The 12,105-nt window shown below is 61.6% G+C and carries 13 protein-coding genes; 11 read left to right on the top strand and 2 right to left on the bottom strand.

Features of this window, described 5'->3' with window-relative positions; genetic code table 11:
• Positions 1-13: 13 nt before the first annotated feature.
• A complete protein-coding gene (cyoA, locus tag NKI66_RS04485) occupies positions 14-1,183 on the bottom strand; it encodes a ubiquinol oxidase subunit II (RefSeq protein ID WP_352751049.1) in 1,170 nt (389 codons plus the stop codon).
• Between the two features lie 184 nt (positions 1,184-1,367).
• Between cyoA and NKI66_RS04480 the strand changes: the two genes are divergently transcribed.
• From NKI66_RS04480 to NKI66_RS04440, 9 genes are all read left to right on the top strand, one after another.
• Positions 1,368-2,663 carry an MFS transporter gene (locus tag NKI66_RS04480; protein ID WP_352751112.1) on the top strand — a complete coding sequence of 432 codons (1,296 nt, stop codon included), beginning with the start codon at positions 1,368-1,370 and terminating at the stop codon, positions 2,661-2,663.
• Between the two features lie 38 nt (positions 2,664-2,701).
• The gene (locus NKI66_RS04475) at positions 2,702-3,982 is read left to right on the top strand and encodes an ATP-binding protein (protein WP_031213491.1); all 1,281 of its coding nucleotides are present in this window, start codon (positions 2,702-2,704) and stop codon (positions 3,980-3,982) included.
• A complete protein-coding gene (locus NKI66_RS04470) occupies positions 3,972-4,505 on the top strand; it encodes a response regulator transcription factor (protein ID WP_023812014.1) in 534 nt (177 codons plus the stop codon). Before NKI66_RS04475 ends, NKI66_RS04470 begins: the two co-directional genes overlap by 11 nt.
• Positions 4,506-4,756: 251 nt before the next feature.
• Positions 4,757-5,272, top strand: coding sequence for a sigma-70 family RNA polymerase sigma factor (locus NKI66_RS04465; RefSeq protein WP_245273246.1), 516 nt, complete (start codon positions 4,757-4,759; stop codon positions 5,270-5,272).
• The gene (locus NKI66_RS04460; protein WP_127294473.1) at positions 5,269-6,060 is read left to right on the top strand and encodes an anti-sigma factor family protein; all 792 of its coding nucleotides are present in this window, start codon (positions 5,269-5,271) and stop codon (positions 6,058-6,060) included. The genes NKI66_RS04465 and NKI66_RS04460 overlap by 4 nt, the downstream gene beginning before the upstream one ends.
• Positions 6,061-6,083: 23 nt before the next feature.
• The gene (locus tag NKI66_RS04455) at positions 6,084-6,800 is read left to right on the top strand and encodes a Bax inhibitor-1/YccA family protein (protein WP_023812012.1); all 717 of its coding nucleotides are present in this window, start codon (positions 6,084-6,086) and stop codon (positions 6,798-6,800) included.
• A gap of 176 nt (positions 6,801-6,976) precedes the next feature.
• Complete coding sequence (locus tag NKI66_RS04450; protein WP_352441525.1) at positions 6,977-7,849, top strand: aldose 1-epimerase family protein; 873 nt, start codon at positions 6,977-6,979, stop codon at positions 7,847-7,849.
• Positions 7,850-7,889: 40 nt separating this feature from the next.
• Positions 7,890-8,552 carry a glutathione S-transferase family protein gene (locus NKI66_RS04445; protein ID WP_352441524.1) on the top strand — a complete coding sequence of 221 codons (663 nt, stop codon included), beginning with the start codon at positions 7,890-7,892 and terminating at the stop codon, positions 8,550-8,552.
• A gap of 64 nt (positions 8,553-8,616) precedes the next feature.
• Positions 8,617-9,273: an imm11 family protein gene (locus tag NKI66_RS04440; protein ID WP_352751047.1), complete on the top strand. Its 657-nt coding sequence runs from the start codon at positions 8,617-8,619 to the stop codon at positions 9,271-9,273.
• Between the two features lie 2 nt (positions 9,274-9,275).
• On the opposite strand, the gene NKI66_RS04435 is transcribed toward NKI66_RS04440, so the two are convergent.
• Positions 9,276-10,187 (bottom strand): agmatinase, encoded by a 912-nt coding sequence (locus NKI66_RS04435; RefSeq protein WP_352751045.1) that lies wholly within the window; start codon positions 10,185-10,187, stop codon positions 9,276-9,278.
• 366 nt (positions 10,188-10,553) lie between these two features.
• Here NKI66_RS04435 and NKI66_RS04430 point away from each other — a divergent pair, with 366 nt between their 5' ends.
• Positions 10,554-11,363, top strand: a complete 810-nt coding sequence (locus tag NKI66_RS04430; protein ID WP_023812007.1) for a nucleotidyltransferase family protein — start codon at positions 10,554-10,556, stop codon at positions 11,361-11,363.
• Positions 11,356-12,105 (top strand): metallophosphoesterase family protein, encoded by a 750-nt coding sequence (locus NKI66_RS04425; protein WP_352751043.1) that lies wholly within the window; start codon positions 11,356-11,358, stop codon positions 12,103-12,105. Before NKI66_RS04430 ends, NKI66_RS04425 begins: the two co-directional genes overlap by 8 nt.

Raw genomic sequence — 12,105 nt, 5'->3', positions numbered from 1 at the left:
CTTGCGTGGCGCCTCAGGAGTTGAAGGGCGACCGAAGCGTGCCGGTTGCGGAAGGTGACGGCAGTCGGATCGACAGGGGCGGTGGCCGTTGCAGACCAGCGCCGACTATCGGCGTCGAGGTCATCGGCGTGACGGATTGATCGGCCTTCGAAGCCGCCAGTGCTTCTTCGGTCGTGCATATGCTGGCGACATAGGATGGGGCAGGGCCGAATATCGTGCCGCGCCGGGCGAACTTGTCATACAGCAGCGGCAGGGTGTTGCGGATGCCGGCCATTCCCAGACCGCCCTTGGCATCGATCTGCGACATCTCGCTCATGCACATCTTGCCGGGCTCGACGCACATGTTGAGGATCGCCTTGTAGAGATGGGCATCCACCGTCGCATAGTGGCGCACGGGTTGGTTCTCGCTGGGCTGTTCGAGCTCCAGATAGCCGTTTCGGTCGAGCTTGCCGCCGCCGTCCTTTGCCTTCGCGATCCATGCCTGGAAACCGGCATCGTCTAGGCCGTGGAACGCGAAGCGCATTCCCGAGAAGCCGGCGCCGCTGTAATTGGCGGAGAACCCTTCATAGTCGCCGGACTTGTTTATGACGGCGTGCAGCCTGGTTTCCATACCCGGCATTGCATAGATCTGGCCGGCCAGTGCTGGAATGTAGAAGGAGTTCATCACCGATGCGGAGGTGATGCGAAAGCTGATCGGCCGGTCGACCGGCGCAGCCAGTTCGTTGACCATGGCGACGCCGTACTGCGGATAGATGAACAGCCATTTCCAGTCGAGCGCGACGACTTCGACCTCAAGCGGGCGCACGTCCGGCGGCAGCGGCTTGCCGGCCGATACACGTCCGATCGGCCGATAGGGGTCGAGCAGATGCGTCCCCATCCACGTCACCGCGCCCAGGCAGATGATGATCAGAAGCGGCACAGCCCAAATGACGAGCTCGAGATGGGTCGAGTGGTCCCAATCCGGCTCGTAGCGCGCCTCGCGGTTGGACTGGCGGTATCGCCAGGCAAAGAATATGGTGAGAGCCATCACCGGTATGATGACGATCAGCATCAGTGCCGTGGACACCATCAGCAGGTCGCGCTGCTGCGCGGCGACGTCGCCGGCAGGGTTCATGACGACCATGCTGCAGGAGCCGAGCGATGCCAGCAGGGGCAGCAGGAAAAGGGTACGGAGACGGCTCAATGTATGACCTGTCGGTTGTTCCCCCCAGTGCTAGCCGCACCGCGGCAATGAAGGCATTGGACAATTTGTCCAATGCCGCAATGACGCGGCAGGCGTCATCAAAGCATCTGGCCCGCGCACATGGCAAGCGATCGTATGACACCGCGGCGGGGCGACGGAGAATGCTGTGAGCCCAACTTCGAAGATGGAAGCCGACGCAAGACGGATCAACGCGCGGCATCATGAGGTGAAGCCCGGCGAAATCGCCGTTGGCGTCATCATCGGCAGGACGTCGGAATTCTTCGACTTCTTCGTCTACGCGATCGCTTCCGTCATCGTTTTTCCGAAGCTCGTATTTCCTTATGCCGACCCGTTGACCGGCACGCTCTACTCCTTCGCCATCTTCGCGCTTGCCTTCATCGCGCGGCCGATCGGGACGGCGATCTTCACCGCGCTCGGCCGCGCCTACGGACGCAGCGCCAAACTCACCATCGCGCTGTTCCTGCTGGGGACCTCGACCGTGTCGATCGCCTTCGTGCCCGGCTACGACCAGATCGGCCCGGCTTCGGCCTGGCTGCTGGCCATGTTCCGGATCGGTCAGGGACTGGCGCTGGGCGGGACATGGGATGGACTTGCCTCGCTGCTGGCGTTGAATGCGCCCGAAAAGCGCCGCGGCTGGTATGCGATGATCCCGCAGCTGGGCGCACCACTCGGGCTCATCGTTGCCAGCGCCCTGTTTGCATATTTCGTCGGCAACCTGTCGGCCGAAGACTTCTTCAGCTGGGGTTGGCGCTACCCGTTCTTCGTCGCCTTCGCCATCAATGTCGTCGCCCTGTTCGCACGGCTGCGCATCGTGGTGACGCCGGAATACACCAAACTGTTCGAAGGCCAGGAACTGGAGCCGACTTCCGTCCGCGAGACGTTGCGCGCCGAAGGGCGCACTGTCGTGCTCGGCGCCTTCGCGCCGCTGGCGAGCTTCGCCCTGTTCCACATGGTGACGGTGTTTCCTCTGTCCTGGATTTTCCTGTTCACGCGCGAGGGACCGGCCCGGTTCCTGGTCATCGAGACGATCGGAGCCTTCTTCGGCCTGGCGGCAATCGCGATCTCGGGCTTCGTCGCCGACCGGGTTGGGCGCTGGCCCTTGCTAGGAGGCTCGGCGGTGGCCATCGCCGTTTTCAGCGGTTTCGCGCCACAGCTGCTCGATGGCGGCTTCGTCGGAGAGTCCGTCTTCATGGTATTGGGCTTCGTCCTGCTCGGCCTGTCGTTCGGCCAGTCTTCAGGAGCACTCGCCTCGAACTTTTCAAAGACCTACCGCTATACAGGTGCTGCGCTGACCTCGGACCTCGCCTGGCTGTTCGGCGCCGGCTTCGCCCCCATAGTCGCCCTGTTCCTGTCCGCCCATTTCGGGCTGATCTCGTCAGGCGCCTATCTGTTGTCGGGAGCGCTGTGCACGTTGCTGGCGCTGAGGCTCAACCAGCGCCTGGATCGGACGCCCGCTTGAGTGACCTGCTTGGCCAGGGCTGGGGACCTCCCGGCCCAATGACTCTGCACGACAAGACCAACAAACAGAATTTCCTGCTTCTGATCCAACTGCGCTGGATCGCGGTCGGTGGTCAGATCGTGACGATCCTGTTCGTCCGCTACGCGCTTGGCATCGGCCTGCCGCTGGTGCCGATGGCGGTGGTGATCCTGCTGCTGATCGCTCTCAATGTCGCCAGCCTGCGCCGGCACAGCAGCCAGGACGCGATCACCAACACCGAGCTGTTTCTTGGGCTGCTGCTCGACGTCACCGCGTTGACGGTCCAGCTTTACCTGAGCGGCGGCGCGTCCAATCCCTTCATTTCGCTTTACCTGCTCCAGGTCATCCTGGGCGCGGTGCTGCTGGAGACATGGTCGGTCTGGGCCCTTGTTCTCATTGCAAGCACGTGCTTCATCGCGCTGACCACTTTCTACCGTGAGATCAGCCTGCCCGCCGCACACGGTGCCGGGCTGTTCAGCTTGCACATCCAAGGCATGTTCATCTGTTTCGTCCTGGCGGCAACGCTTCTGGTGCTGTTCATCACCAGGGTCCAGAACAACATTCGCACCCGCGACGCCCATCTTGCGGATTTGCGCCAGCAGTCGGCGGAGGAGGCTCACATCGTCAGGATGGGCCTGCTCGCCTCTGGCGCCGCGCATGAGCTCGGCACGCCGCTGGCCACGCTTTCGGTCATCCTCAACGACTGGCAGCGCATGCCGGCTCTCGAGGCCGATCCGGATCTGGCGCAGGAAATCCGGGAGATGCAGGGCCAGTTGGACCGTTGCAAGAAGATCGTTTCGGGAATCCTGATGTCGTCGGGCGAATTGCGCGGCGAAGGCACGGTTCGCACCTCCGTCGACACCTTCCTGGCGGAGCTGGTGGCCGAATGGAAATCGACACGGCTGCCGCAAGGTTTCGAATACACCAGGCGTTTCGGCGCCAACCAGGAGATCGTCTCCGATCCTGCGCTCAAACAGGTGATGTTCAATGTACTGGACAACGCACTTGAAGCGTCGCCTCTATGGGTCGGGTTGATCGTCAGCCGCCACGCTGACGATCTTATCGTCGAAGTTGTCGACGCGGGACCGGGATTTGAAGAAGCCATGCTTGCTGAATTCGGCAAGCCCTATACGTCGACCAAAAACCGGCCAGGTAGCGGGCTCGGCCTGTTTCTGGTCGTCAATGTCATCCGCAAGCTGGGGGGTAGCGTCACCGTAAGAAATAGAACCGAGGGGGGAGCTTCGGTTACGTTGCATCTGCCGCTGGCTGCTCTGTCTCCGCGAGGGCACAATGCCGACTAAACGCACGCTGTTGATCGTCGAGGACGACATCGCCTTTGCCAACGCACTGCGCCGGTCTTTCGAACGGCGTGACTACGAAACGCATAGCTGCCGGAGCGTCGACGGCGTGCATGCGCTGATCGGCACCGTTGCCTTCCAATATGCCGTCGTCGATCTCAAGCTTGCCAGCGGCTCGGGCCTGGAATGCGTCAGGGCGCTGCACGAGCACGATCCTGAAATGCGGATCGTCGTGTTGACCGGCTTTGCAAGCATCGCCACCGCTGTCGAGGCGATCAAGCTCGGCGCCTGCCAGTATCTTGCCAAGCCCGCCAACACCGACGACATTGAAGCCGCTTTCGGCCAGGTCGAGGGCAATGCTTCGGTGCCGCTCGCCGAGCGACCAACCTCGATAAAGAACCTCGAATGGGAGCGCATCCACGAAATGCTGGTGGAGGCCGACTTCAACATTTCCGAGACAGCACGACGGTTGGGCATGCACCGCCGGACGCTGGCGAGGAAGCTGGAGAAGAGGCGTGTGAAGTAGGCACGATCTACTGCATTCCAGTCGCCACATTGGGCCCACTGCCGCCATGCCTGCCGTCGATGCACCGATGGAAATCACCCGCACAACGATTCCGGGAGCTTGTATTTCTCGGCTTCATCATGCGGTTCCAGGGATAGCCGCTCGATGCTGCGAGGCGAGGGTAGAGGCGAACGATGTCCTCAAAGGGAAAAAATGGGCAGGGCAGGGATTAAAATCCCCACATGCTCCGTAAACAGGACATGAAACCGTCGATGCCACGCTTTGACATCCTAGGACAGCTCGGTTCGCTGCGTCGCTATGCGCGCTCGCTGACGCGCGACAGCACCGACGCCGAGGATCTTGTCCATGACGCGCTGGTGCGTGCCTATGAGCGGCGCAGCACGTTCCGCTCCGGCGGAAACCTGCGCGCGTGGCTGCTGTCGATCGTCCACAACACCTTCATCGACAAGATGCGGTCCCGCAAGTCCGAAGCGTCGCGCGTCGAACAGGCTGGATACCTAGCCGACGGCAGCACGCCGGCACCACAGGAACATTCGGTGCGCCTGGCGCAGGTGCGCGAGGCTTTTTTCAGCCTGCCGGAAGAACAGCGTTCAGCGCTGCACCTCGTCGCCATCGAAGGCCTCTCCTATCAACAGGCCGCCGATGCCAGCGGCGTGCCGCTCGGCACGCTGATGTCGCGCATCGGCAGGGCGCGCGCCGCACTGCGCGAGATGGAGGAGCCGGCGAAGGCAAAAAACCATCTCAGGATCGTTGGAGGCCCGTCATGACCGCAACTGTCGATCCCGTGACCGATATCGACCTCGACGCCTATGTCGACGATCAGGTCGACGTCACCCGCCGCATCGAGGTCGAAGCATTCTTGTCCGCTCGCCCGGAGGCGGCGGCGCGCGTGATGTCGGATCTCAGGACCCGCGATGAACTGCGCGTGGCGCTTGCCGGTTCCGCAGGTTTGGCCGGCTCCAAGGGCATGGCGCGGCCCGCGACCGCCGATGCCGCGCGGCGGCTGGAGAGGGGGCTTGCCCGCGGCCGGCTCTTCGGCGTGTTGCAGCGCGCGGCGGCGGTCGCCGGCTTCGTCGCCGCCGGCTGGCTGGCAAACGGCATCATCGGGCCGATGTCGGTGACCAAGGTCGTCGCCTCGCCGCAGCCGCCCGCCTATGTCGACGAGGCGGTGCAGGCCCACAGGACGACGCTGGTGCGCGAGAGCATGCCGTCGCAGCCGGAAGCGCCCAATTACAACGCCGGCGAAATCCGCGCCGCCACTGCCATCGTCATGCCGTCGCTGCCGACGGATTGGAGGGTGCGCGACGTGCAGATCTATCCGTCGCGCTTTGGGCCGAGCGTCGAGATGGCGGTCGAGACGAAAGACATGGGGCTGGTGTCGCTGTTTGCGATCCGGCCCGGAACCTTCGACGTCGTCAAGCCGACGATAGCGCCCTCGGGCGACATTTCGTCGGCCTATTTCCAGATCGGCGATGTCGCCTATGCGGTGGTCGGACGAAGCGAGGTTCACGACCTCGACCGCGCCGCCGAGACGCTTGCCAAGACGCTTTACTGATCGATCCACAAAGGAGAACGCAAATGAACACCCCCAATCTGGGATATCGCGTCGGCGCCGGCGCCCAAACCGGAGCCATCTTCGACGAGGGCCTGCGCCAGCATATGCTGCGCGTCTACAACTACATGGGCGTCGGCCTGGTGGTCACCGGCCTCGTCGCCTTCATGATCTCATCGACGCCGGCGCTCTACGTGCCGATCTTCTCCAGCCCGCTGAAATGGGTGGTGATGCTGGCACCGCTCGCCTTCGTCATGTTGTTCTCGTTCAAAATGCAGACCATGTCGGCGGCGAGTGCCCAGGCGATGTTCTGGGCCTTCTGCGCGGTCATGGGCCTGTCGCTCGCCTCCGTGTTCCTGGTCTTCACCGGAACCAGCATCGCGCGCACCTTCTTCATCGCCGCCACCATGTTCGGCGCCACCAGTCTCTACGGCTACACGACAAAGCGCGACCTGACCCAGTTCTCGTCGTTCTTGATCATGGGCCTGATCGGCGTGGTGATCGCCAGCATCGTCAACATCTTCCTCGGCTCGACCGCGCTGCAGTTCGCCATCTCGGTGATAGGCATCGCCGTGTTCATCGGCCTGACCGCCTGGGATACGCAGACGATCAAAGAACAGTATGCCGAGAATTTCGACGCGGAATCGCGCCAGAAACTTGCCGTCTTCGGCGCCTTCTCGCTCTATCTGAACTTCATCAACATCTTCCAGCTGCTGCTGAATTTTACCGGCGAACGCGAATAACGACTATCCGCTGTGGGCAAGAGCGAGGGTTATTGCTCTTGATGCGGAGAGGTGGCCGGAGGGAGATCCTCCGGCCACAATTCGTTCCTGCAGAACCAAGCTTACACCTTGAGTCCCCAAGAGCTTTTGCTAGTCTGCCGACCGCGCCGGCCTTCAACAACGACCCGCGAGGAAATGTGGCACAGGACAGCCAAACGCTTCATGGCGACGACATCTCGGCGACCATCGTCGCGCAGGGTGCCGAACTGATTTCGCTGCAAGACGCGCACGGATCTGAATTCCTGTGGCAGGCGGGGCCAGAATGGCGGCGGCACTCGCCGGTGCTGTTCCCGATCGTGGGGCGGCTGGCGGGCGATCATCTGCGCCATCGCGGCCGGACCTATCCAATGACGCAGCACGGGTTTGCGCGCGACAAGCCGTTTGCCTGGACGCAGAAGGGGGCGCGATCCTGCACGCTGGTGCTCACTGACGACGCCGACACCTGGGCGCGCTATCCATTCGCCTTTCGGCTTGAAGTGACCTATACGCTGGTCCGCCAGCAGCTTGATGTGACTTTCGACATCACCAACACCGGTGATGAGTTCCTGCCGGCATCGATCGGGGCGCACCCGGCGTTCAATTGGCCCTTGCAGCCGGATTTGGCCAAGACGGATTACCGGCTGATCTTTGCCGATGATGAGCCGGCGCCGATCCGCCGCCTTAAGGACGGACTGCTGCTGAAAACGCCACAGCCGACGCCTGTCGAAGGCAACATACTCCCGCTCTCTGAGCGGTTGTTCGACGAGGACGCGGTGATCATGGACCAGATCGCCAGCTCCAGCGTGCGTTATGCCGCCGAGCGTGGCCTGGCTCTGGAGATGTCCTGGCAAGGGGTTCGGGAGTTGGGCGTCTGGTCAAAGCCGGGCGGCGCGCCATTCCTTTGCATCGAACCCTGGCACGGCATTGCAAGCCCGGTCGACTTCGATGGTGATTTTGTCGACAAACCAGGCCTGATGGTGATCGCGCCGGGGGCAAAGCGCGTGATGAGCTATCAGATACGGCTGCTATGACGTTCCTGATCGGCAGATCCAGTCACGCCGGGAGTGCCCTATGAAGCTGCATTTCAGCCGCAATCCCAATCCTCGATTGGCGGTCGCGGCGGCACTCCATCTCGACGCGAAAGTCGAATTTGAATTCGCCTCGCCCTTCGCTCCGGGGCAGGCGGAGAAATATCGGCCGTTAAATCCCAATCTCTCACTGCCCATCCTTGTGGATGATGAGGGAAAGAGCCTCTGGGAGGCAGACGCCATAGCCTGCAGGCTCTCGCGCGACGCGCATTCGGATTTCTGGCGCACCGGCGATGACGAACCCGAGATGATCCGTTGGCTCAGCTGGGGCAAGGAGCACTTCGCACTCGCTTGCGACACGGTGCATTTCGAACGTGGGACCAAACAGCGGTACGGCATCGGCCCGATCGATCAGAAGCGGGTGGAGGAGGGCCTAAACCAATTCCATACGGCCGCGGCAATACTCGACGCCGTGCTTGCCGAGCGGCAGTGGCTGGTCGGGAATTCGGTTTCCTATGCCGATTTTCGAATGGCGACCTTTCTGCCGTTCAACGATGCCGCCAGATTGCCGCTCGACGATTATTCCTCTGTCAGCCGCTGGTACCGTCGGCTTGAAGACATCGACGCCTGGCGTGACCCTTTCAAGGGGATGGATGCACCCGAATTGCCGCCGGTGCCGCAAACGGCTGTCGCGGACCAGCGGTGAGAACGCGCGCGAAGAGCCGCGCAGCAGGCCGAGTCTACCAAGGCAATGATGTGCGGGGGATCGGATGAATATCTATGTCCTGAGTGTGGTCGAAGGACAGGAATGGGTCCTTCCTCGACAGGCGGACGACTACCAGCTGTTTTCGACGCTCTGCGGCCGGAAGCAGACACAATGGCATCCGCCCGGGATGGAGATCCTGCGCGAACACGACGACGGTACGTTCCGGCAATATTCAGATTTTCCATGGCTTGGCGAGCATGTGCTCATCCTGCGGGCGAGGGCGTTGAAGTTGCTTCGGCCAACCCTCGAACCGTACGGTGAATTCCTGCCGCTTCGTGCTGACGAGCCAATATCGCTCTGCAATGTCACCACCGTGATCGATGCGCTGGACGAGGAACGTTCAAAGATCGTTCGCTTTGACGATGGCGGCATAATGGTGATCGAAAGCCTCGTCCTTCGAGCGAACGCAATCGGCGGTACCGAGATATTCAAGCTGCCCGAGCGTGCGGACGGGGTGCGAATATCCGATATCTATCTGCAGGAGACGATCGTACGCCGGATCGGGGAGCTTGGGCTCAAGGGCATTGCTTTCAACTTGGTCTGGAGCGACGAGCCGGTCGGACAAGGCAGGATCGAATACCCAGGTGTGGAAAAGGGCATTTCAACCGCAAGCTCGCTCACGCGCTTTTGGGCAGGTCTGCGGCGGAGAGCAGGATTTTGACGTTAAACCTGCCGGACGACGGTGCCAACCACATTGACGAGAAGGCGCGCGGCGGTCAGCGCTGACAGGCCGTCAATATCGGCCGGAGGATAGAACTCGACAAGGTCGAACCCTGCGATCCGGGCCCGTCTACCGAGGCCGGCGATCAGGTCGATCACCTGCAAGTAAGTGAGGCCGCCGGGTGTACGCGCCGCTACGCCCGGCATGATGCTTGGATCGAGGCTGTCGCAGTCGAGGGTGACGACAACCCGCGCGCCTTCCGGAATATGCCGGAGCGCGGCTTCGACGCCCTGAGCGTGAACCTCGCGGGCGGTCACGAAGCGACTGCCATAGCGCCGTGCCGCTTCGATCTCGGTGATGCGTGCGCTGCCAACGCTGCGCAGGCCGACTTGCACCATGCCTGCGACATGCGGCATCTCGCTCGCCCTGCGCATCGGGCTCGAATAGCCGTAGCGTTCGCCCTGAACCTCGTCGCGCCAGTCGATATGGGCGTCGATCTGCAGGACCCAGACCGGCCCGTGCTCCGCAAAGCCGGAGAGGAAGGGAATGGTCATGGAACAGTCGCCGCCGATCAGGATCGGCACGGCCGGCAATACCAGGATTTCGCGCGTTTTTGCCTCAATCCTGACCCTGTTGCCGGCATTGTCATGCATGGTGGTCAAGATATCGCCGACGTCGATGCAAGAGGCCGGCTTGCCGTCGAACAGCGGGCCGCCGAGATCGAAATTCCAGTGCTCGACGAGCGCGGCATCGTCCTGGCTCGCAGTTCGGATGGCATCCGCCGCCAAGGCATGGCCGCGGCTGTCCTTGCCGGGATAAGTGCTGCCGTGACCGGCTCCGAAGATCACTGCGCGGGGCATGTGGCCATCTGTCAGGCGATCGGGAAAGCCGAGAAAGGGAGGCGAGGGTGTCATGGCTTGATGGATCCTGATGATGGCTTAGCGCACGCCAATCGGTTGCGTCTAAGTCAAGCGCCTCGGCTTCAGCTTTGTGGGCCGATTGGGTAAGCCCAATAAACTCTAAAACAATCGGGATCGATCACCCACCTGGTGTTTCAAATTTGGGCCAATGGGACATTGGCGGTGGCATGGGCCGATCTCGAGGCGACATTGCGCTGCTGACGAGGACGTTGGCAGTTTGGATCGGCAGGCGCGATCCCGAAATTTCCAGTGCGTGACGAGAATGAACCTTGGCTGGTCGCCTGGTAGCGGAACCAGGCGAGGTTCACGTTGTTACCACAGCGGGCGACTACCGGTTGCCGGATTCGGAGTCATCGTTTCATGACCAATGGTCCATTGCCTGAAAACGTTCTGGTCTCGCTTCCCAAGATCGATGCAAAAGCGGCGCCGACGCTCAAAAATGCCGAGGCGGAGGTATTTTACACGGAAGCAATCCGCGAGCTTACCGCCACCGACATACCCTTTCTGGTCGCCGGGACTTACGCGGTAAGCGCTTATACGGGTGTCACCCGCCAGACCAAGGACCTCGATATTTTCTGCAAGGCAGGCGATTACGCGCGGATCCTCGCCCATTTCAAGCAGCTTGGATATGCCGTCGAAATCGAGGATGACCGGTGGCTCGGCAAGGTGTTCAAGGGCACGCATTTCTTCGACGTCATATTCGGCTCGGCCAACGGCACGGTGCCTGTTGGCGACCTGTGGCTGGAACACGCCCGCCAAACAGAGCTGTTGGGCAGCAGGGTGCGGATCATCGGCCCGACCGAACTCATCTGGTCCAAATGCTTTATCCAGGACAGAGGGCGACACGATGGCGCCGATATCGCTCATACGATTCTCAAGGCGGGCGATCAGATCGATTGGCACCGGCTGCTTTCTTATCTGGAGGTTCACTGGGAGGTTCTGTTGATGCAGCTTATCAATTTCAGATGGATCTATCCGAGCGAGCGCGATCATATCCCGGCGTGGCTGCTCGATGAATTGCTCGACCGCCTCGCCAAGCAACGGCAGTTGCCGTCTCCAAGAATGAAGATCTGCCGTGGGCGACTGCTTTCGCAAACCGATTACGAAATCGACGTCAAGGAATGGGGCTTCGCCGGCGTCGGTGGTGTGGGAGAATTCCGTGATGGCTGATCCCGTCAAGAGCAGCGGGCCCAAGGACGGCGCACGCGCGCTCAAAGTTGCCGCGGTCGGGGATCTCCATGTGCGGGAAGATGCGCAAACCTCGTATCGAAACCTCTTCGGCGAGATTTCGAGCGAAGCGGACATTCTCGTTCTCACGGGAGATCTGACCAATCTCGGCAAGCCTCGTGAAGCGGAGATGCTGGCCGAGGATCTGCGCAACTGCTCGATCCCGGTCGTGGCGGTGCTCGGCAATCATGACTACGAGTCTGGTGCGGTGGAAGACGTCACGAACATCCTGCGCCAGGCGCATGTTCATCTCCTCGACGGGCAGGCAGTCGAAATCCAAGAGGTGGGTTTTGTCGGCGTGAAGGGATTCATAGGCGGCTTCGGGTCACGCATGCTCGGCTCATTCGGTGAACCGGCCATCAAAACGATGGTCGCCGAAAGCGTGAACGAGGCAATGCGACTTGAAAACGCGATGCGCCAGGTGCGGGCGAAGCGCACGCTGGTGATCCTCCACTATGCGCCGATTGCCGACACAGTCGCGGGAGAACCGCCGGAGATATTTCCATTTTTGGGCTCTTCACGCCTGGCGGAGACGATCGATCGATTCCAGGTTAGTGCTGTCGTGCACGGTCATGCACATCGCGGTTCTTACGAAGGTCAAACGCCTGGCGGAGCCAAGGTCTACAACGTCGCCATGCATGTGACCAAGCCAAGCGGCCGCCCCTACGCCTTGCTCGAAATCTGA

It is taken from the genome of Mesorhizobium sp. M0518 (genome assembly GCF_040321125.1).
Classification (GTDB): Bacteria; Pseudomonadota; Alphaproteobacteria; order Rhizobiales; family Rhizobiaceae; genus Mesorhizobium.
This window is presented reverse-complemented; position numbering and strand designations above follow the sequence as displayed.